At 73.0% G+C, this 20,314-nt stretch carries 20 protein-coding genes; 5 read left to right on the top strand and 15 right to left on the bottom strand.

Features of this window, described 5'->3' with window-relative positions; genetic code table 11:
- Positions 1–324 precede the first annotated feature (324 nt).
- Complete coding sequence (locus Dfulv_RS24315) at positions 325–1,359, top strand: IS630 family transposase (protein WP_259860860.1); 1,035 nt, start codon at positions 325–327, stop codon at positions 1,357–1,359.
- Here Dfulv_RS24315 and Dfulv_RS24310 read toward each other — a convergent pair.
- The 7 genes from Dfulv_RS24310 to Dfulv_RS24280 all read right to left on the bottom strand — a co-directional run bounded on the left by Dfulv_RS24310 (position 1,356) and on the right by Dfulv_RS24280 (position 7,701).
- Positions 1,356–2,258: a Ppx/GppA phosphatase family protein gene (locus tag Dfulv_RS24310; RefSeq protein ID WP_259867148.1), complete on the bottom strand. Its 903-nt coding sequence runs from the start codon at positions 2,256–2,258 to the stop codon at positions 1,356–1,358. The two genes, Dfulv_RS24315 and Dfulv_RS24310, sit on opposite strands and share 4 nt — an antisense overlap.
- Before the next feature lie 131 nt (positions 2,259–2,389).
- Positions 2,390–4,417 carry an elongation factor G gene (gene fusA, locus Dfulv_RS24305; protein ID WP_259867146.1) on the bottom strand — a complete coding sequence of 676 codons (2,028 nt, stop codon included), beginning with the start codon at positions 4,415–4,417 and terminating at the stop codon, positions 2,390–2,392.
- 358 nt (positions 4,418–4,775) lie between these two features.
- Positions 4,776–5,444, bottom strand: a complete 669-nt coding sequence (locus Dfulv_RS24300) for an SDR family NAD(P)-dependent oxidoreductase (RefSeq protein WP_259867143.1) — start codon at positions 5,442–5,444, stop codon at positions 4,776–4,778.
- A 23-nt stretch (positions 5,445–5,467) separates the two neighbouring features.
- The gene (locus Dfulv_RS24295; RefSeq protein ID WP_259867141.1) at positions 5,468–5,893 is read right to left on the bottom strand and encodes a hypothetical protein; all 426 of its coding nucleotides are present in this window, start codon (positions 5,891–5,893) and stop codon (positions 5,468–5,470) included.
- An 18-nt stretch (positions 5,894–5,911) separates the two neighbouring features.
- Positions 5,912–6,472, bottom strand: a complete 561-nt coding sequence (locus Dfulv_RS24290) for a hypothetical protein (RefSeq protein WP_259867139.1) — start codon at positions 6,470–6,472, stop codon at positions 5,912–5,914.
- A gap of 145 nt (positions 6,473–6,617) precedes the next feature.
- Positions 6,618–6,845 carry a hypothetical protein gene (locus Dfulv_RS24285; RefSeq protein ID WP_259867137.1) on the bottom strand — a complete coding sequence of 76 codons (228 nt, stop codon included), beginning with the start codon at positions 6,843–6,845 and terminating at the stop codon, positions 6,618–6,620.
- Between the two features lie 49 nt (positions 6,846–6,894).
- Positions 6,895–7,701: an MBL fold metallo-hydrolase gene (locus Dfulv_RS24280; RefSeq protein WP_259867135.1), complete on the bottom strand. Its 807-nt coding sequence runs from the start codon at positions 7,699–7,701 to the stop codon at positions 6,895–6,897.
- Positions 7,702–7,834: 133 nt separating this feature from the next.
- On the opposite strand from Dfulv_RS24280, the gene Dfulv_RS24275 reads away from it, so the two are divergent.
- Positions 7,835–8,671 (top strand): TIGR03619 family F420-dependent LLM class oxidoreductase, encoded by an 837-nt coding sequence (locus Dfulv_RS24275; protein WP_259867132.1) that lies wholly within the window; start codon positions 7,835–7,837, stop codon positions 8,669–8,671.
- Positions 8,668–9,066 carry a TIGR03668 family PPOX class F420-dependent oxidoreductase gene (locus Dfulv_RS24270; RefSeq protein ID WP_259867129.1) on the top strand — a complete coding sequence of 133 codons (399 nt, stop codon included), beginning with the start codon at positions 8,668–8,670 and terminating at the stop codon, positions 9,064–9,066. The genes Dfulv_RS24275 and Dfulv_RS24270 overlap by 4 nt, the downstream gene beginning before the upstream one ends.
- On the opposite strand, the gene Dfulv_RS24265 is transcribed toward Dfulv_RS24270, so the two are convergent.
- From Dfulv_RS24265 to Dfulv_RS24250, 4 genes are all read right to left on the bottom strand, one after another.
- Positions 9,008–9,910 (bottom strand): glycosyltransferase family 2 protein, encoded by a 903-nt coding sequence (locus Dfulv_RS24265; RefSeq protein WP_259867126.1) that lies wholly within the window; start codon positions 9,908–9,910, stop codon positions 9,008–9,010. The genes Dfulv_RS24270 and Dfulv_RS24265 overlap by 59 nt on opposite strands.
- A 139-nt stretch (positions 9,911–10,049) precedes the next feature.
- Positions 10,050–10,709 (bottom strand): response regulator, encoded by a 660-nt coding sequence (locus Dfulv_RS24260; RefSeq protein WP_259867123.1) that lies wholly within the window; start codon positions 10,707–10,709, stop codon positions 10,050–10,052.
- Positions 10,706–12,694, bottom strand: coding sequence for a sensor histidine kinase (locus Dfulv_RS24255; protein ID WP_259867121.1), 1,989 nt, complete (start codon positions 12,692–12,694; stop codon positions 10,706–10,708). Before Dfulv_RS24255 ends, Dfulv_RS24260 begins: the two co-directional genes overlap by 4 nt.
- A gap of 84 nt (positions 12,695–12,778) precedes the next feature.
- Positions 12,779–13,459, bottom strand: a complete 681-nt coding sequence (locus Dfulv_RS24250) for a hypothetical protein (protein WP_259867118.1) — start codon at positions 13,457–13,459, stop codon at positions 12,779–12,781.
- A 147-nt stretch (positions 13,460–13,606) separates the two neighbouring features.
- Between Dfulv_RS24250 and Dfulv_RS24245 the strand changes: the two genes are divergently transcribed.
- Positions 13,607–14,047: a nuclear transport factor 2 family protein gene (locus Dfulv_RS24245; protein WP_259867115.1), complete on the top strand. Its 441-nt coding sequence runs from the start codon at positions 13,607–13,609 to the stop codon at positions 14,045–14,047.
- Here Dfulv_RS24245 and Dfulv_RS24240 read toward each other — a convergent pair.
- The 4 genes from Dfulv_RS24240 to Dfulv_RS24225 form a co-directional block, all read right to left on the bottom strand.
- Positions 14,044–15,315, bottom strand: a complete 1,272-nt coding sequence (locus Dfulv_RS24240) for an LLM class flavin-dependent oxidoreductase (protein WP_259867113.1) — start codon at positions 15,313–15,315, stop codon at positions 14,044–14,046. The two genes, Dfulv_RS24245 and Dfulv_RS24240, sit on opposite strands and share 4 nt — an antisense overlap.
- A gap of 11 nt (positions 15,316–15,326) precedes the next feature.
- Positions 15,327–16,286 (bottom strand): LLM class flavin-dependent oxidoreductase, encoded by a 960-nt coding sequence (locus Dfulv_RS24235; protein WP_259867110.1) that lies wholly within the window; start codon positions 16,284–16,286, stop codon positions 15,327–15,329.
- 18 nt (positions 16,287–16,304) lie between these two features.
- The gene (locus tag Dfulv_RS24230) at positions 16,305–17,720 is read right to left on the bottom strand and encodes an MFS transporter (RefSeq protein ID WP_259867109.1); all 1,416 of its coding nucleotides are present in this window, start codon (positions 17,718–17,720) and stop codon (positions 16,305–16,307) included.
- A gap of 493 nt (positions 17,721–18,213) precedes the next feature.
- On the bottom strand, positions 18,214–19,392 hold the full coding sequence (locus Dfulv_RS24225; RefSeq protein WP_259867107.1) for an LCP family protein: 1,179 nt from the start codon (positions 19,390–19,392) through the stop codon (positions 18,214–18,216).
- Positions 19,393–19,566: 174 nt separating this feature from the next.
- Between Dfulv_RS24225 and Dfulv_RS24220 the strand changes: the two genes are divergently transcribed.
- The gene (locus Dfulv_RS24220; RefSeq protein WP_259867104.1) at positions 19,567–20,295 is read left to right on the top strand and encodes an FhaA domain-containing protein; all 729 of its coding nucleotides are present in this window, start codon (positions 19,567–19,569) and stop codon (positions 20,293–20,295) included.
- The last annotated feature ends 19 nt before the right edge of the window (positions 20,296–20,314 follow it).

Here is a 20,314-nt window from a genome sequence, read left to right as displayed (position 1 = left end):
CGGGCTCGCGCACAACTTCGCGACTTGAATTAAGCCGTCACGGAAGCCTCGGTGATGGCCGGCGCACCTGTCAATGCCTTCAGTAAAGTTAGTGAACAATTCCTGTTCGGAGCGGCCCGGCAGCTTGCGGGCGATCAGGTCCGGCTGCCGGCGTCGGTCCGCGGTGAGCCCGGCGGGACAGGGCCTAAGCGGGTTGACAGAGGTTCTGCGCGTAACTGGGCCCGGGTAGGTCACCGGGGGCGAAGACAACACGGCCTTGCCGGCCGTTGATGATTGGTGAAGAAGAGACACCACCTCAACAAAACCGGCAAGGTCGTGTCCATTATGCGCCCTGTCTGTGTGTTCGCCGAGGTCTCTGGTGGCACCCGGGCCCAGATCATGGACCTGCTGCACGGCCGGTGGCGGACCGCCACCCGCCTGATCATGGTCGTACTGTCCACCGCCGGCATGCCACCGGCCCAGATCGCCGCCCTGCTGGACTACCACCCCGCCACCGTGCGCCGCTGGCTGCACCGCTACCGCACCGAAGGCATCCCCGGCCTGCCCGACCGACCCCGACCGGGACGACCCCGCCTGGGCGGGACCGCCCTCACCACCCGCATCACCGCCCTGCTCACCGCACCGGGACCGTGGACCATCCGACGGCTCTGGCAGCACCTGGGCAGACCAGCGATCAGCCCGCGCACCCTATGGCGCTACACCCGCACCGTGGCCCACTGGCGACGACCCCGCCTCATCGCCCGAGGCGACCCCGACCACAACCACACCCTGGCGGGCATCCGCCGCCGCATCGCCCGACTCCCGGCCGGGTCGGTTGTCATCGCCGAAGACGAGGCCCACCTCGATCTCCTGCCCGCAGTGCGCGCCACCTGGACCCTGCGCGGGCATCGCCACCACGTGATGACCCCGGGCAAGAACCGCCGGGCCACCATCTTCGGCGCCCTCGACCTGACCACCGGCACCTGGTGGTACCTGTGGGCCCGCCGCCGCGCGACGGGTTTCATCGCCATGCTGCAACTCCTGCTGACTGCCTACCCCAACGCCCCCGCCGTCGCGGTGATCTGCGACAACGACGGCATCCACCACGCCGCGGCGGTCCGGCGATGGGTCAGCGACCACCCCCGGCTCCGGCTCATCCACGCCGCCGCGTACAGCCCACACGACAATCCGGTCGAACGCATCTGGGCTTCGCTCAAAGCAGACCTGGCCAACACCGCGGTCACCTGGATCGAACGCATCCACCAGGCACGGGTGTTCTTCCGACGACGAACACCCGACCAGATGCTGACCACCGCCGCACCATGGACCTCACCCTGGCTGCCCCACAGTTACGCGCAGAACTTCAGGGAACCCGCTTAGACGGACAGTTCGGTGATGCGGCGCAGGAGAAGGCCCTCGCGCAGGGCCCACGGGCAGACCTCCAGCGCGGGGACGTCCAGCAGCTCCATGGCCGTCGCGGCGGTGACCGCGCCCGCGAGGAGCTGGCGGGCACGGCTCGCGGCCACACCCGGCAGCTTCGCCCGCTCCTGGACGCTCATCCGGGCCAGCCGCGGCACCCAGCGGCGCAGGCGGTGGCGGGTCAGGCGGCGGCCGTCGCCCGCGACGCGGACGAGCTGCTTGAAGGTCTTCGACGTGCCGACGACCCGGTCCGGGCGCGGCAGGCGGGTGAGCTGCGCGGCGATCGGACGCACCGCGGCGTGGACGTGGTCGCGGACCGCCGCCACGGCACCCGGGCCGGCCGGGTGGTGCGGGAGCAGCTGGCGGGTGAGCCGGCCGGCGCCCAGCGGCAGTGACACCGCCACGTCGGGGTTCTCACCGGCGCCGGCCGCGAACTCCATCGACATGCCGCCGATGTCGAGCAGCAGCAGCTGCCCGGGGTGTGCGCCGAGATACCGCCGCACGGCCAGGAACGTCACCCGCGCCTCGTCCTCGCCGCTGAGCGAGCGGAGCTCGACGCCGGTCGCCTCGCGGACGCGGCGGCGGATCTCGGCGTTGTTGGTCGCGTCGCGGATCGTCGCCGTGGCAAGGGGAATCAGGTCGGCGACGGCGTGGCGGCGGGACGCCTCGACGGTCCGCGCGACGGCGGACACGAGCCGCTCGACGGCGTCCGGCGTGAGCGCGCCGTCGGGGGTGACGGACTCGGCGAGCAGCGTCGGCGCCTTGAGCCGGAACACCGGCAGCGGGGCCTCACTCGTGCGCGCATCGACGACCTGAAGATGCGCCGAGTTGGACCCGACGTCCAGCACTGCCAGCCGCATCCGCTCCCACCCTCCGAAACCCCCAGCTTAGAACGGGCCTCCTACCCGGCGCTGTCGTGCGGGAAACACCAGGGCGGCTCCGAGGGTGCCCCCGCCGCGACAACACGCGAAAGGGGCACCCCCGGCACCCGCTACACCGACACGCCGGACGGCACCGGCTGGTAGCCGGTGGGCCGGGTGGTGAACGTGCCCCGGCCCTGCGTCCGGCTGCGCAGGCGGGTCGCGTAGCCGAACAGCTCCGCGAGCGGCACCGTCGCGGTGACGACAACCGTGCCGCCGCGGACGGTGGAGCCGGTCACCCGGCCACGGCGCGCGGCGAGGTCGCCCAGCACGCCGCCGACGACGTCCTCGGGTACCGTCACGGTCGCCTCGACCACCGGCTCCAGCAGTACCGTCTCGGACTCCCGCAACGCCTGCTGGAGTGCGAGCCGGCCGGCGGTGCGGAAGGCCAGCTCCGAGGAGTCCTTCGAGTGGGTGGCGCCGTCGGTCAGCGTCACCCGCACGCCGGTCACCGGGTGACCGGCGATCGGGCCCGTCGTGAGCGCGTCCCGGCAGCCGGCCTCGACCGCGCGGACGTACTCCTTCGGCACCCGGCCACCGACCACAGTGGACGCGAACCCGAAGTCCTCATCGGACGGTGCCACGTCGATCAGGACGTGGGCGTACTGCCCCGCGCCGCCCTCCTGCTTGACGTGCCGGTACAGCAGGCCGGTGACGCCGCGGACGACGGTCTCCCGGTAGGCGACCTGCGGCCGGCCGACGTTGACCTCGAGACCGTGGTGCGTCTGGCGGATCTTCTCCACCGCGACCTCCAGATGCAGCTCGCCCATGCCGGACAGCACGGTCTGGCCGGTCTCGGGGTCACTGCGCACGACGAGCGACGGGTCCTCCTCGACCAGTCGGGCGAGCGCGCCGGCGAGCCGGTCGGTGTCGGTGCGGGTGCGCGCCTCCACCGCCACGGACACGACGGGCGTCACGGCCGAGGGCGGTTCCAGCACCAGCGGTGCCCCGGGTGCGCACAGCGTGGCGCCGGTACGGGCGTGCTTGAGCCCCACCACCGCCACGATGTCACCGGCGGCGGCGTGGTCGAGCTCGGTGTGCCGGTCGGCCTGGACGTGCAGGATGCGGCTGACCCGCTCGGTGCGGCGCGTGCCGGCGTCCGTCACCACCGCTCCCTTCCCGATCGTTCCCGAGTAGACCCGCAGGTACGTCAGCCGCCCGGTGGGCGCGGCGTGCACCTTGAACACCAGTGCCGCGAACGGCGCGTCCGGGTCGGCGGGCCGCTCCTGGACGGTGCCGTCCCACTCGCCGCGGACTGCCGGCACGTCGGCCGGTGACGGCAGATACGCGACGACGGCGTCGAGCAGCGGCTCGATGCCCTTGTCGCGGTACGCCGAGCCGCACAGCACGACGACGGCGGTGCCGGCGAGGGTCAGCTCGCGCAGCGCCGTGCGCAGCCTCGTGTCGCTGAGGCGGCCGGTGTCGACGAACTCCTCCAGCGCGCCGGTGTGCAGCTCGGCGACCCGCTCCTCGAGGTCGCGCCGGGCGGCCACGGCCGCCGGGTGGCCGGTGGCGTCCTCGTCGGCGCGTCCCTGGGCGGACCAGGTCAGCGCACGCATGCCGACGAGGTCGACGACGCCGCGGAAGCCGTCCTCACGGCCGATCGGCCGCTGGACGACCAGCGGCGTCGTGTGGAGCCGGTCGCGGATCGAGGCGACGGCCGCGTCGAGGTCGGCGCCGGTGCGGTCGAGCTTGTTGACGAACGCGATCCGCGGCACGCCGTACCGGTCCGCCTGCCGCCACACCGACTCGCTCTGCGGCTCGACCCCGGCGACGCCGTCGAACACGGCGACCGCGCCGTCGAGGACGCGCAGGGACCGCTCGACCTCGTCGGCGAAGTCGACGTGGCCGGGCGTGTCGATGAGGTTGAGGCGGTGGCCGTCCCAGGTGACGCTGACGGCCGCGGCGAAGATGGTGATGCCCCGGTTGCGCTCCTGCGCGTCGAAGTCGGTGACGGTGGTGCCGTCGTGGACCTCGCCCTGCTTGTAGGTGGCGCCGGTCGCGAAGAGGATGCGTTCGGTGGTGGTGGTCTTGCCCGCGTCGACGTGGGCGAGGATGCCGATGTTGCGGGTGTGGTCAAGGTTTCGGTCGGTACGCACGGTCCGAGAGCCCCTTCGGGGAGTTCTTGTCGGAGGACAGCGCGATTCCGCCCGCGACGGCAGGCCGTGAGTCTGGTGGGTCAGCGGTCAGACGGCCGTCACGGACGTCCCAGTGCCGCCGCGCGTGCGGGCACCGGGAGCGACCAAGACACGAGGATCACCTCGAACTGCGAGCGGGGAACGACGACAGCGGTGCGGTACTGCACGGCCGGCTCCCTCCACTCGAGTGATCTACGTCGAGATTAGCGCCCGGCGTCAACGGTTTATTCCGGCCGCAGCCGTCGACCCCGGCCGTGCGGTCGAGGCCGTGGAACCGTTCCCTCCGGCGTCCCGCCGAAACGCCGCCCGGCCGGGCGCGCTACCGCAACGTCGCGCGCGTGACCACCCGCAGCACGCGCGCGGCGACCGACATGCGACGCGGGTACGACACGACGGCCGGGCGGCGGCGCACGCACCGCATGATGACCTCGACGGCCTCGGCGACCGTGAGCAGCATCGGTTTGGCGGCGCCGCCCTTGGCCATCTTCGTGTCGACGAAGCCGAACCGGACGGTGGTGACGGCGACGCCGTGGCGGCGCAGAGCCGTGGAGAGGCCGAGGAGGTAGGCCGAGAGGCCCGCCTTCGACGCCGCGTAGCCGGGCGCGTCGGGCGAGATCAGCACGTCGGCGAGGCTGGACAGGCCGATGACGTGCCCACGGCCGGCCGCGACCATAGCCGGGACGACAACCTCCAGGGTGCGCGCGGCACCGAGCAGGTTGACCTCGAAGGCCCGGGTCTGCGCGGCGAGGTCGGCCGGGTCGAACTGCTCGCCGACGCCCGCCGCGTAGACGCACAGGTCGACGTCGGCCGGGACGGCCGCCGGGTAGGCGGGGTCGGTGACGTCGACGGTGCGGTGCTCGTACCGCTCGTGGGACACCGGGCTGTCCCGCCGGGAGATGCCGGTGACGGCCCAGCCGTCGGCCAGCAGCCGCCGCGTCAACGCCAGCCCGATCCCGTCACTGTTACCGACCACCACGGCACGCTGCACGCGCCGAAGCGTAGCCGGATGTGTCAGACGGACAGCAGGCGGTCGAGCAGGTGGTGGTACTGCTGGATGGTCGCGCGCATGCCCTCGGTGCTGTCGGAGATGCGGGCTCCGCTGCGTCCGAACGCCTCCTCGCGGTCGCGGACGCCGTCCTCCAGACCGTGGACCGCCTCGTCGATGAGGGCCTTGGCACTGCTCAGACTGCCCTTCGGGTCGTCGACGAACCTGGTCTGCACGTCGTGCCAGCGGCCCCGCAGTTCCTCGGCCTTCGCCGGGTCCCAGAGCGGGCCTTCCCCGGCGGTGTCGTCGGGCCGCTGGGCGGCGGTGTCCGCGGGCGTCCCGGCCGGCCCGCCGGCAGCGGCGCCGGCAGTGGTCTCGGCAGCGGCGCCGGGAGCGGGCCCGGGGGCGACGTCGCGCAGTGGTTCGGTGTAGTTCTCGGCATGCTGGTCCATCGTGAAGCTCCCTGTGTGTCAGCCGGTCTTGGGTACCTGGCGCCCACCGGGCTCACCGAGCAGCTCGGCGAACAGGACGCGGTAGTGGACCAGCGCCTGGCGCAGCTGTTCGGTGCTGGCCTGGCCGCGCTCGTTGGCCAGGTTGATCTCGTGGGCGTCGCGGTAGTGCTCCAGCGTGCTGGCGTGCTCGACACTGAGGTCCGACAGCCGCCGTTCGAAATCCTCGACCGGATAGCCGCGGTCGCTCATCACCTGCGTGACGAGCTGGTCGGCCTCGCGGGTCGCCGTCTCGGGCTGGTCGACGAAGTGCGCCTGGGTCTCCTCCCACTGGCTGGCGTACCGGAGGCGCTGGTGCGGGTCGAGGTCCCGCAACGGGAGCTCGGCGTGGTGCCGCTCGCGTTCGCGCAGTTCGCGCTCGGCAGTTCGGCGGCTGCCGGTGCCGGAGACGGCCCGCTCGTATTCTGGCCCGAACCGCCGCTGCAGTGCCGAACGGCGCCGCCCCTGCCACAGCCCGAGGACGACGGCGACGACGACGAGCACGACCACCACGGCGATGACGACGACGACGGTTGTTGACATCGCGTTCCTCCAGTCGGGAGTCCGGCACTCGAGAATCGACGCTAGCCCGCCGCCGGTGCCGCACCGTCCGGCAGAAGTCGCCGCCGGAACGGCTCATCCCCAACGTCACCCCGCGCCGCGCGGCCACGCGGCGCGGGACGGCGGGTCAGTCGCCGCGCTGCACCGCGTCGCGGGGCAGGTGCAGCTTGTCGTCCGAGTTGGGCTGGTGGTCGAACGGCAGCGCCGGGTCGTCGGGCTCGCCGCCGAGCCCGACGTCGGTATGCGTGCCGATGGCCGAGCCGTTGACGGCGTCGGCCTCGTCGATCGCGTCCGCGCCGGAGCGGCCCGGGGTGCCGGTGGTGCCCATGGTGTAACGCTCGTCCTCGTTGGTCATACCGCCTGGTTACCCCGTCCTGCGCCGGTCCACCCCTCCGGGTGGGGCACTATCGGCGGCCGACCACACCGGCGAGGTCGATCGTCTCGCCGCGGTGGATCGGGCGGACCTGGTCGCCGAGGCCGCTGTTCGTGGCGATGTCGAGGAAGCGCGACAGCGGTTCCCGGAACGCCTTGTAGTCGTCGTAGTGGATCGGGATGACCCGCCGCGGCCGGATCAGCCTGGTCAGCTCGACACCTTCACGGCCGTTCATGGTGAACAGGACGCCGCCGAGGCGGGTGGCGCCGAGGTGGACGAACGCCGCGTCGATGTCGCCGTACCGCTCCGGGATCTCCCGCAGCACGCTCGCCCGAAAGCGGGTGTCGCCGCTCATGTAGAGCCGCAGCCGGCGGACGCCGTCGACCTCCCAGTCGATGACGCTGCCCATGGTCTCCGGCATCATGCGGTAGATGCCGTCCGGGCCGTGCTGGGCCGGCACGGCGGTGATCCGCAGCGCCTCGTTCCCGCGCCGCCACGTGGTCCGCTCCCAGTCCGGCAGTCCCACCGCCCCGGTGAAGCGCCACTTGCGGAGCCGGCGCGCCGCCTCGCGGGTCGTGGCGATCGGCAGCGAGCGGGGCAGCCCGCGCCTGGCCACCCGGTCGAAGTGGTCGCCGTGCACGTGGGACAGCACGATACCGTCGAGCGGCGGCAGGTCGCGGATCCCCATGGCCGGATCGGTCCGCCGCTTCGTCGACAGGCCGTAGCCGAGGTACGCGCGCTGCCCGGCGTGCAGAAAATTCGGGTCGGTCAGGACTGTGAACTCGCCGATGCGCAGCAGCACGGTCGCCGTACCGATGAAGGTCGCCGACGCGTCCATGGTGTGCCTCCGGAGGTGACGGGAGTGTTCCTCGGGGCGTTCCGTAGGCCCTTACCCGGCGCGACTCGCTCGAACCGGACGAGGTTACCGCGATGTCTCCCGTTCCGGCCGCCGCGCGGGGTAGACAGAGGGCATGGATTTCGGTGTCGGATACTTCCCCACGCACGACGCCATGGCTCCGGGGCCGCTGGCGCGGCTCGTCGAGGAGCGCGGGCAGTCGGCGGTCTTCTTCGCGGAGCACACGCACATCCCGGCCAGCCGCGACACGCCGTACAACGCGGGCGGCGGCGAGGGCGAGCTTCCCCGCCGGTACTGGCACACCTTCGACCTCTTCGTCGCGCTGACCGCGGCCGCGGCCGCGACCAGCACCCTGCGCGTCGGCAGCGGTATCTGCCTGGTGGTCGAGCGGGACCCGATCATCACGGCGAAGGAGGTGGCGTCGATCGACCACCTGTCCGGCGGCCGCTTCGAGTTCGGCGTCGGCGCCGGCTGGAACCGCGAGGAGATGCGCAACCACGGCACCGACCCACGGGTGCGGATGGCGGTCATGCGCGAGCGGGTCGAGGCGATGAAGGTGATCTGGCGCGACCACGAGGCGTCGTACCAGGGACGGCACGTGTCCTTCGACCGCATCCTGTGCTACCCGAAGCCGGTCCAGCGGCCGCATCCGCCGATCCTGGTCGGCGGCACCGGTCCCGGCGTCCTCGACCGGGTGCTGTCCTTCGGCGACGCGTGGTTCCCGAACTACGACGAGAGCATCTTCCCGCGCATCGCCGAGCTGCGGTCCCGGGCCGACCGGCCGATCGACGTGCAGGTGCTCAGCGTTCCGTCGGATCCGAAGGTGCTGGAGCGACTCCACGAGGCCGGGGTGCAGCGGGCCGGCCAGTGGCTGCCGTCGGCGCCGAAGAGCCGGGTCGAGCGGGCCCTCGACGAATGGGAGGCGGCGATCGCCACCTTCGAGGGCGAATGAAGGACTTCCGTGAGCGGTTCGCGGCCGCGCCGGTGGCCCGCCTGGCCACCATGGGGCCCGGCGAGCAGCCGCACCTGGTGCCGATCGTGTTCGTGCTCATCGAGGACACCATCTACCACGGTGTGGACGCCAAGCCGAAACGCAGCACGGAGCTGCGCCGGCTGGCGAACCTGGCCGCGAACCCCAAGGCCTCCGTCCTCGTCGACCACTACGCCGACGACTGGTCCGCGTTGTGGTGGGTGCGGGCGGACGGCATGGCCCGCGACGTCGAGCCGGACGGCGCCGAGGGCCGCCGCGCCGTGGCGCTGCTGTCCGAACGTTATCCCCGGTTCCGGCTCACCGGGAGGCTGATCGCGATCGACGTGGTGCACTGGGCGAGCTGGTCGGCGCGGTAGTGCCGGCCTCCAGGTGTTCGATCGCGGCCTCCAGGACCCGGCCGGCGGGACGCCGGTTGGCCAGTGCCCGCGGCAGTCGTGCGGCGAGTTGTACGGCGGCCCGCCGCGCGACGGGATCACCCGGAGCGGCCCGCAGCAGCGCGGTGGTCTCACCGACGGCGACCCGCAGCGGCCGGCGCAGCCAGGCGGTCAGGACGCGGTTGCGGGCCGCGAGGACCCGCTTCCCGGTGTCGTCCGCGCCGGCCTGAGGGTGGTGGTGCGCCACGACGTCGGCCCGGTAGGCGAGTCCCCAGCCGGCGGTGAACAGGTCGTACGCCACCCGTGCCTCCTCACCCATGGACCGGACCACGGGGTCGAACCCGCCGATGCCGAGAAACGCCTCCCGCCGCACCACGGCCGCACAGGCGAGGAACCCCAGCACCGGCGGCCCCGGCAGGTCGTCGGCGGTGCCGAGCGGCGCCGTCGCCATGAACGCCGACACCGGGTCGGTCCGCTCGTCATCGCCCACGAGGACGTGCCCCGCGAGCAGGCCGAGGCGGGGATGCTCGGCGAAGATCCCGGCGGCGCGGTCGAGCGCGCCGGGCGCCCACCAGGAGTCGTCGCCGGCGAACGCGACGAGCGGCGTGTCGGCGACGGCGGCACCGCGGTTCCGAGCGACGGCGCCGAGGTTCCGGCCGAGCGGCAGGACGAGCACGTCGGGCGGGCAGATGGCCGGCCCTCCGACGGACCCGTTGTCGACGACAATGACCTGCGGCCGCTCGGGCAGTTCCAGCAGCCGCCCGACGGTCCGCCGCAACGCGGCGGCCCGGTTCCGGGTGGCGATGACGACGGTGACGTCGGACACCCGGCGAGGTTTCTCCCGACAGCCGTCGGTCAAACCTCCACCCGTTGCAGCTCTCTTCTGCCACGGGTTTTGTCATACGCGGGGGTTAGGTTGGCGGCGTGGATGAGGCGGGGGCGGCTCCGCGGAACCGCACCGCAGGTCAGCGGGCAGGCTGGTCGCCCAGGCCGGCGTCCCTGGCCAGCATGATGGCCTGGGCGCGGTCCGCCACCTGGAGCTTCGTGAAGATGTTCGAGACGTGGTTGCGGACCGTCTTCTGGCTGAGGGCCAGCCGCTGGGCGATCTGCGGGTTCGTCAGGTGTTGCGAGATCAGCGCCAGGATCTGGCGCTCCCGCTGGGTCAGCTCGGGAAACGGCTCCGGCGCCGCCTTGTCCAACCCGGCGAAGTATCCCATCAACCGGGTCGCGATCGCGGGGCCGAAGATCGCCTCGCCGTCGGCCACCACCTTGATCGAGCGGATGATCTCCACCCGGCGGGCGCCCTTGAGCACGTAGCCCCGGGCGCCGGCACGCAGGGCCGCGAACACCGAGTCGTCGTCGTCCGCCATGCTCAGCACGAGCACGCGGACGTGCGGGGTCGTGGCGACGATCCGTTCCGTGGCGGCGATGCCGCCCATGCCCGGCATGGCCAGGTCCAGCAGCACCACGTCCGGCTGCAGCCGGGCGACCGCCGTCAGCGCCTCCTCGCCGCTGGCCGCCTCGCCGCACACCTCCACCTCCGGGCTGGTGGCCAGCAGCGCGCGCAGGCCGGCCCGGAAGTGGTCGTGGTCGTCGACGACCAGCACCCGTACCGCATCGGTCACGGTCCCACCTCCAGCGGCAGCCGCGCCGAGACACTCGTCCCGGACGGCGACGACGTGACGCTCAGCGTGCCACCGAGCTCCTCGGCCCGCTCGCGCATCGAATGCATCCCCACCCCACCAGTCACGGTCGCCCCCGGTGCCACGGTCGGCGTGCCGTGGCCGTCGTCGGTGACGACCAGCACCAGCCAGCCCTCGTCGAGCCGCAGCCGCAGGCGTACCGCGGTGGCCCCCGCGTGCCGGCGCGCGTTGGCGAGCGCCTCGAGCGCGATCCGGTACGCGGCCACCTCGGTCGCGGCGGGCAGCAAGGCCGCGGCCGGCAGGCCCGACAGGTCCTCCGGCGCGTCGACGGTGACCCGCGGCCCGCCGGTGCCGGACCAGCCGGCGAGGTGCGACCGGAGCGCGCCGACCAGGCCGAGCGTGTCGAGTGCCGGCGGGCGCAGGCCCTCGACGAGCCGCCGCACGTCGGCGACGGCGGTCCGCGCGTCGGCGACGATCTCCTCGAGCAGCCGCTTCGCCTCCTCGCCGCCGATCTCCTGGGCGGCCTCGGCGCGCATGGTCAGCCCGGCCAGAGTGGGGCCGAGGCCGTCGTGCAGGTCACGGCGCAGCCGGCGGCGCTCCTCCTCGCGGGCGACGACGAGCTGCTCGCGGGAGCGGCGCAGGTCGGCGGAGAACCGGACCGCCTGGACGGCGACGCCGATGTGCCGGGCCAGGTCCTCGAGCAGCCGCAGGTCCCGCGGCCCGAGCGCCGCCTCGCCGGGTCGGGGGCCGAGCAGCAGCGTGCCCACGGGTTCCCCACCGGCGACGAGCGGCAGCGCGGCCGGGTTCGGCGGGCGGGTGCCCAGTTCGTACGAGCGGCCGCCGCTGACCTCGATCCCGACGTACGACAGTTGCAGCGCCTCCCGGACCGTCGCGGTGCCGGTCTCGAGGATCGCCCCCGGGTCGGGCACCTGGGCCAGGCGCTCCCCCAGCCGGGCCAGGACGGTGTACGGGTCGTCGCGCTCTCCGTACACGAGCAGGTTGACCCGCCGCTGCAGCCACTGGCGCAGCGCGCCGAAGACGAGCGCGGCCACCACGGCGGCGACGACCGAGGACGCGCCGAGCACCCCGACGACCAGCAGGTAGGCACCGGCGACGCCGGCGGACAGGGCGACGAACACGACGGTACGACTGATGAGCAGGTCGATGTCGAACAGCCGGTGACGCAGGACGGCGATGCCGATGCCGGCCGGGATGAGCACGATCGACAGCCCGCCGACGACGTCCCAGGGCTCGTCGGCGAGCGGCCAGATGCGGTCGGGCCGGGCGTCGAGCAGACCGGCGGCGAGCCGCCCGAGCACGACGAGCGCGACCAGCCCGACCGCGTAGGCGAGCCAGCGGGCCTGCTGCCGCCGGGCCCCGGTGAGCGTCCGGGTGTGCAGGGCGACGGCGCCGGCACCCACGACGAACACGACCCCGGCGGCGATGGTGAAGACGGCCTCGGCGACCGGTGCGACGCCGGCGAACGCGGCCACGCCGAGCGGGTTGGCCGGGGCCTGCGGCCGGACCTGGTCGTTCGTCCCGGGCAGCAGGGCGCCGGTCACCGCGGCGACGGCGGCCACGACGAGGAGGCCCCACACGGCGGGACGCCACCGCTGCGGGAGCCGGCCGTCCGGGAAGTAGGCCGGCACGAGGGCGAGGCCGAGGTTGCTCGGCACCCACAGCCAGGTCTGCGGCCAGGCGAGCACGGCGCTGCCGGTGCGGACCGCCGCCTGGCCGCAGCACTCGAGCAGGGCGAAGCCCAGGGCGCTGCCGAGCAGCAGCGGGCCGACCGGGTTGCCGGGGCGGCGGCGCATGATGAGCCCGCCGGTGACGGCGCAGGCGGCGACCGACGGCAGGTGGCTGACGTCGGCCACGGACGCGCCGTTGCGCAGCGCGAGCCAGCCGGCCACGACGGCCAGGACCAGGCTCGCGCCGCACAACGGCCAGGCGATCCGCGCGATGTTCATCGTCAGCGACAGTAACGATCACCCGGTCCCGGTGACGCGGGACGGTGTCCCGGCCGGATCGGGATTCTCACCGCGCCGGCCGCTTCAGCCGCGCCGGCCCGCCGAACCGCGCCGGCCGCCGAACAGGAACGCCAGGCCGGCCACGAACACCCACAGGCCGCCGGGGAACAGCGCCCCGTACTGCGCCGGGAACACCTGCGTGGCGAACACCAGCAGCGCGAGCAGCGCGCTGACCGCGGCCAGCCAACGGCTCGCCGAGCCGTGCCGGAACCCGCCGACGGCGACGGCGGCCGCGCTGACCCCGGCACCCACCCACAGCCACGCGATCGTGTTGTAGATCTCGACGAGGCTCGCAATGGTGTCCGGGTCCCAGCGTTCGGGTTCGCCGAGCGCCCAGTACAGCTCGGTACTGATGCCGCCGCCGACGACGAGCGTCGCGGCGACGAGACCGAGGCCGGCGGCGGCGACGCCGGGGACGAGGCTGCCGGCGGGCTCCTGCGCGCCGAGGTGACGGCGCAGCCCGGCGGCGAAGATCAGGATGCAGACCGCCGCGACGGAGCACACGACCTGGTACGCCCAGACGTACGCCCGATGGTCGGCGATGGCGGCGACGACCAGGGTGTTGTCCTTGATCCCGTCGCCCACGGTGGCGGTGAGGTCGGCGCCGACGAGGAGGCCGGCCAGGCCGACGAGGCCGCCGAGGGCGCCGCTGAGTGCCCAGCCGCGCCCGACGCGGCGGGGAGTTTCGGGGAAAGTGGTGGTCATGGCGGACACGGTGCCGCCGGTGCGACCCGGGCCGGACCGGCCGGCGGTCCCGCCGGGCCGGGAGCATTGTCCCGTCGCGCCGGACCGGCGTAGGACCGCGGTGCCGGGGTGAACCGGCGCCACCCGGCGGCGGGGCACCATGCGGGCATGGAACCGTTCGACCGCACGTCCGCCCTGGCCAAGGTCCAGTCCGCCGAGGACGCCTGGAACACCCGGGACCCGGTCCGGGTGGCCGCCGCCTACTCCGCCGACTCGGTGTGGCGCAACCGGGACCAGTTCATCCGCGGCCGCGACGAGATCGTCGAGTTCCTGCGCGCCAAGTGGGCCCGCGAGCTCGACTACGCGCTGCGCAAGAGCCTGTGGACGTTCGGCGCGAACCGGATCGCGGTGCGCTTCCAGTACGAGTGCCACGACACCGCCGGGCAGTGGTGGCGCAGCTACGGCAACGAGCTGTGGGAGTTCGACGCCGAGGGGCTCATGCGCCGCCGTGAGGCGAGCATCAACGACGTGCCGATCGAGCCCGCCCAGCGGCGTATCTTCGGCCCGCGCCCCGAGTCCGAGCGGGGCGTCGACCCTCCCCTCCGCTAGGGTGCGTCCGCCAGGTCGAGGTGCTCGCGCAGGGTCGTGCCCTCGTAGGCGGTGCGGTAGACGCCGCGCTCCTGCAGCTCGGGCACCAGCCGGTCGACGATGTCCTCGGCCGTGCCCGGGATGAGCTGCGGCAGCAGGTTGAAGCCGTCGACGGCCCGGTCCCGCACGTACCGCGCCCATTCGTCGGCGATCTGCCCGGGCGTGCCGACAAACGTGTTGTGCGCCGGCGACACCTCGATGACCAGGTCGCGGATCGACAGGTTCCGCGCGGCGGCCAGTTCCCGCCACTGCCGGACCCGGTCGAGCTTGCCGGTGCGCAGCTCGATCGGGATGGTGCCGCGCGACGGGTCGAGCTCCCCCTCGGCCGGTTCGACGTCCGGCAGCGGCCCGTCCGGGTCGTAGCCGGAGAGGTCCTTGCCCCAGAACTGCTCCAGGTAGGCGATCGCGCGCGGCCCGGTGGTCTGCTCGCGGCGGATCCACCGGGCACGCTCCTCAGCGTCGGCGGGCGTGTCGCCGAGCACCACGGAGGCACCGGGCAGGATGCGCAGGGAGTCGGGTGAGCGGCCGTACGAGGCGAGCCGCTGCCGCAGGTCGGCGGCGTACGCGACGGCCTTGTCGTAGTCGGTGTTCGCGGAGAACACCACGTCGGCGTGGCGGGCGGCGAGGTCCCGGCCGCCGGGCGAGTCCCCCGCCTGGAAGATGACCGGCCGGGCGCCGGGCACCGTCGCCCTGGCGCGCAGGGTCACCAGGTCCGAGTCGCGCTCGACGACCCCTTCGGACGCCCAGAGCTCCTTGGCCGCTTCGACGAACGTGGCCGCCCGCTCGTAGCGGCGTTCGTGCGGCAGCCAGCCGCCGTGCCGGAAGTTCTCGCCGGTCCAGGCGTTGTCGGTGGTGACGACGTTCCAGCCGGCGCGCCCGCCGGAGACGAGGTCGAGGCTCGCGAGCCGCCGGGCGAGATCCGCCGGGAAGTTGTACGTCGTGTTCTGCGTCGCGACCAGCCCGATGCGGGACGTCACCGCGGCGAGCGCGGCCAGCTGGGTGATCGCGTCGGGCCGGCCGGCCACGTCGAGGTCGTGGACGCGCCCGCGGTTCTCGCGCACCCGCAGGCCCTCGCCGAGGAAGAAGGCGTCGAACAGGCCGCGTTCGAGGGTCTGCACGATGCTGACGAACGTGTCGATGTGGACGTGGGGCGCCGCGTCGGGCGCGGCCCACAGCAGGTTGGGCCCGACGCCGGTGTGGAAGAAGCCGAGGTGCAGCCGAGGACTCATGGCGATCCCTTTCAGGCGGACTGGGCGTAGACGCTGACGGGGCGGGGCAGGCCGAGCGTGTCGCGCAGCGTGGGACCGTCGACGGGGCGGCCGGGCGCGATCTGCGTGGCCAGCACCGCGAAGTCCTCCGGCGTGGCGGGATGCAGCCGGACGCCGTCGACGACGCCGGCGAGGTCGGCCAGCAGTGTGCGGAGCGCGGCGACGGACCCGCCGGGCCGGAGCCGTTCCGCGGTGACCGGCCCCGCGCCGGTGAAGGCGGCGTCCACCTCGGCGAAGACGAGCGGGGCACCCTCGGCCCGGGCGCGGGCGACCCGGTCGGCCAGGGTGGTCGAGGCGTCGGCGCCGACGAGGGCCACGTCGGCCCGGCCGGTGACGCCGAGCGTGTCGGCGGCGAGCACGACGACCTGGCCCTGCGGCGGCCTGGGCGTGATGAGCGGTCCGGTCACCGTGAACGAGGCGCCCTCGAAGTGCACGTGGTGCACGCGGTCGGCGTCGAGGTACCGCCCGGCGGCCACGTCCCGGACGACCGCGTCGTCCTCCCAGGAGTCCCAGAGCCGCCGGGCGACGTCGACGACGTCGGCGGTCTCGCGGCGCAGGTCGGCGTCGGCGAGCGGGGTGCGGCCGACCGTGGCGAGCTCGCCGGCACCGTTCGGCGCGGTGACCACCCAGGCGGCGCGGCCCTGCGAGGCGTGGTCGAGGCTGGCGAGCTGGGTCGCGACGTGGAAGGGCTCGGTGGTCGTGACGGGCAGCGCCGGGGCCAGGCCGACGCGGGTGGTGCGCCGGGACAGGTACGCGGCCCGGACCCCGGCTTCGATCCGCGTCCCGGACGGCGGAGGCAGCGGCCCGTCGTCCAGGGTGACCAGCGCGAACCCGGCGGCCTCGGCCCGCTCGACGGCGGCGACCAGTGCCGGGACGGAGTCGGTGACGCCGTCGAGCTCGACGGCGAGGTGCAGCTGCGGGGGTGCACTCATAGGGGGACCTCCTCGGTCTCATGCCGCCGGCGACGGCTGGCGTTTCGCGCCGTCGGCGACGGCGAACAGCAGCGAGAGCAGCACGAGACCCAGGCACAGCAGCGTGCCGTAGGTCAGTGCCGTGCGGTACGACGGGACGGGCCCGGCCGCCGTGTGCAGGAAGATGCCGGTGACGGCGGCGATGCAGACGCTGGCGGACAGCCGCTGCGACAGCTGGAGCATCGCGGCGCTGAGCCCGCCCGCGCCGGGCGGCGCGTGGGTCAGCGTGAGGGCCTGGTTGGGCGCGTTGATGAGCCCGCCGGCCGCACCGGTGACGAACTGGCTGATCCCGAGCGCCAGCACCACCCCGTTCGGCGGCAGTACCGCGGTGGACACGGCGGCGGCGCCGATGCTGACGGCGGCGACGGCGAGGGCGGCGGTCACCCCGTGCCGGCCGAACCGGCTGACGAGCCGGTTGCTGGCGGTCGACGACGCCGCGAACCCGGCCGCGCCCGGCAGGGTCAGCGCGGCCGCCGCCAGCGGGGAGAAGCCGAGGCCGTCCTGGAGGAACAGGGACAGCACCAGGTTGAGGGCGAGGGTGGCGCCGAAGTAGCACATGGCGACGAGCGTGCCGAGCACGAAGCCGCGGCTGCGGGTCAGTGCGGGCAGCAGCAGCGCGGTACGGCCCCGGGCGGTGTACCGGCGTTCCCAGCGCAGCAGCGCGACGGTGAGGGCCGCGGCGGCCCAGACCCACCACCAGCCGCCGCCGGTGCCGACGAGCGGCAGCAGCAGGCACAGCGTGGCGGCGGCGAGCAGCACCAGGCCGGGCAGGTCGAGGTGGGTGCGCCGGCCGTCCGGCCGCCCCCTCGGCAGGAGCTTGAGCGCCAGCGGTACGGTCACCAGCGCGAACGGCAGGTTGAGCAGCAGGACCAGCCGCCACCCCGGGTCGGGGCCGGCCAGGTGCAGGATGAGCCCGCCGATCGGCGGCCCGACCGACCCGGCCACGCCGCCGACGACGGCGTAGGCGGCCAGCGCGCGGACCCGGTCGGCGCCGGTGAAGAGGTCCTGGAACAGGCCGATGATCTGCGGGTTGACCACCCCGGCGCCGGCGCCCTGGACGAGGCGGGCGGCGGCGACCAGCCACGCCTCGCCGGACAGTGCGGCGACGATCCCGCCGGCGGCGAAGACGAGGAGGCCGGCGGCGAAGAGCGTGCGCCGGCCGTACATGTCGCCCAGCCGTCCCGCGGGGACGAGCGCGAGGCCGAACGTGAGCGAGTAACCCGCCATGATCCACTGGAGCGGGGCGTCGGCGGCGCCGAGGGAGCCGCGCAGCGCCGGCATCACGACGTTGAGGACGGACTGGTCGAGCAGGGTGGTGAAGCCGGCGCCGAGGCAGGCCACCAGAACCAGCCGGTGCGCGACCTCCGGACGCTCGCGGACTCCGGTCAGCGCCACCGCACCGCCTTCCCGACTGTTCCGATATGGTTACTGGGATTTTGCCGCGACACGGACCGCATGGCCAGGCTCGTGCGGTACCAAATCATGTATTTTCGATCTCATTGCTGGAGAAAGATTCGGCCGGACCGTTGACGGAGAAATTCGGCCCCGCGGGCAGATCGCAACGAAGATCGGGCCGTCCCGCACCACACTCTCGGAGATCACCGCGATCGCACGGGTAGCTCAGCTGTTGCAGCTTCAGGGAGCCTGTTGCGTAATTCGCCGGGACAGCGCTGGCGGCCCGACTACGCGCCGATCTTGGAGTTGTGGCGCCATGAACCTCCGAATTTGTCCGGATTTGTCAGGGACCACAACTCCAAGATCGGCGCGGTTGTCGGGGTTGACGCACGAGGGATCCGAATTGCGCAACAGGCTTCAGGGCTGCGAAAGGCGGTCGAGCGCGCGGCGGCCTGGTCGTCGCCCGCTCCTTGACCCGCTGCGCCCGCCGCCGCTAGCCGCCCGTGCGCTGCGACGTCGCCGGCTGGGCGGCGTCGTTGCTGATCAGCTCCGGATGCGCGGCGACGAAGGCTTCCACCTGGTTGGTGGCGATCGCGGTCAGCAGTTCCTTGGCGGTGTCGTCGAGGAACTCGTACCACTGGCCGTTGATGGACTGCGAGTTGAACTTCCCGTTGTTGACCTTCAGTGTGACCATCCGGTCGGGCTTGATGCCCTTGAGCGTGAAGATCCAGTCAGCGAGCTCGACGTTGTTGTCGTAGAACGACACGGCCCTGCCGACCGAGTTGAGCACCTTGTTGACCTTGATCGGGTTGGCGACCACACCGGCGCTCGTGGCCTTGGCCGCCATCGCCTTGATGAACTGCTGCTGGTGGCGCTGCCGGCCGTAGTCGCCGTCGTTGTTGGCCATCTTGTCCCGCTGGCGGACGTAGTCGAGCGCCTCCCACGCCGCCATGTCGTAGCAGCCGACCTCGTAGATCTGCGGGCGCATGTTCGGCTTCAGACCGGTCGGGTTGCCGTCGGCGTTGAAGTAGTACGGCACCCCCTCCTTCCCGGTCCGCGTGTCCCAGCCGGTGTGGACCGAGGTGACCTTCTCGTCGACACACATGTGAACGCCGCCGAGCGCGTCGACCAGTCCCTTGAAGCCGTCGAAGTTGACGATCGCGGCGCCGTTGAACTTCAGCCCGCCGACGAGGCTGCTCACCGTCCTGGCCAGTAGTTCCAGGCCGCCGTCCCGGCCGCCGCCGTTCTGGTACCCGAACTGGAACGCCGAATTGATCTTGCCGGTGCCCCCGTCGTACTTCGTCTTCGGCGACGACGGGATCTGCACCCGCGTGTCGCGGGGAATCGACGTGAGGTACACGGCGTCGTGCGACGACGGCACGTGCGCGATGATGATCGAGTCGGCGCGCACACCCATCGCCTCGTTGCCGACGCGCTCGTCGATGCCGACGAGCAACAGGTTGATCGGGCCGTCGATCGACGCGCCCTCGGCCGCCGCGTCGCCGAGGCCGCCCTCGTGCGTGATCTGGCCGCTGTAGTGATCCAGCAGCACCTTGCCGCCGACCAGCACCCCGCCGCTGGCGACCAGCAGCAGCGCCCCGAACAGCAGCGACAGCCGGGCCCACAGCGGGTCCTTCCGGGACCTGCCGCTCCTCGCCTGCCTCCTCGTCACGTGCACCCCCAGCGCGCCACCACAGGTTTCCCTCGTGTTCCGTCGCTAAGACGGGTGCAGTACGGCCGGACGTTGCAGTTCCGGATCACCGACAGTTTCGATCACCCCGCGAGTCCGGCATGCACACTCGTGGTAGACAGTGGGTCCGGTCCGGGCCAGAGGGGGAAACGCACAGTGGGCGTGCTGCAACGCTTCGAAAAGCGGCTGGAAGGCATCGTCGAGGGCACCTTCGCAAAGGTGTTCAAAGGGGTCGTCCACCCCGTCGAGATCCTCAATGCCATGCAGCGGGAGGCCGACGCGCACAAGACCACCGTGCCGGGCGGCCGCATCCTCGTGCCGAACCGGTTCGTGATCGAGCTCTCACCCAACGACCACTCGCGCCTGGCGCCGTACGCGTCCGCGCTCGCCCAGGAGCTCGCGCAGTCGCAGGCGGAGTACATCGGCGAGCAGGGCTGGGCCGTCTACGGCGACGTGTTCGTCGAGGTCGACCGCGGCGAGGCCCTCGACACCGGCCTGTTCCGGATCGTCGCGAGCGTCCACACCGGCGGTGAGACGCCCGCCCGGCAGGCGTTCGGGGTGCGGCTGGTGACCGACGAGGGCGGCAACTACCTGCTGCCGGTCGGCTCGACCGTGATCGGCCGCGGCGACCAGGCGACGGTGCGCCTGCCCGACGTGCGCGCCTCACGCCAGCACGCACGGCTGGACTACGACGGCAACCGGGTGGTGCTGACCGATCTGGGCTCGGCGAACGGCACGCTGGTCAACGGCCGGCGCGTCGCGACGGCGGCCCTCAACCCCGGTGACGAGATCGTCATCGGCAGCACCCGCCTGACGTTCCGCGTCGACGGCAGTGCCGAGCCGACCCGGGTCACCCGCTATCCGGACCAGCGCTTCCCGGGCTGACCCACCGGCGCTCCAGCAG

This window comes from Dactylosporangium fulvum, from assembly GCF_025137375.1.
Taxonomy (GTDB): Bacteria; Actinomycetota; Actinomycetes; order Mycobacteriales; family Micromonosporaceae; genus Dactylosporangium; species Dactylosporangium fulvum.
This window is presented reverse-complemented; position numbering and strand designations above follow the sequence as displayed.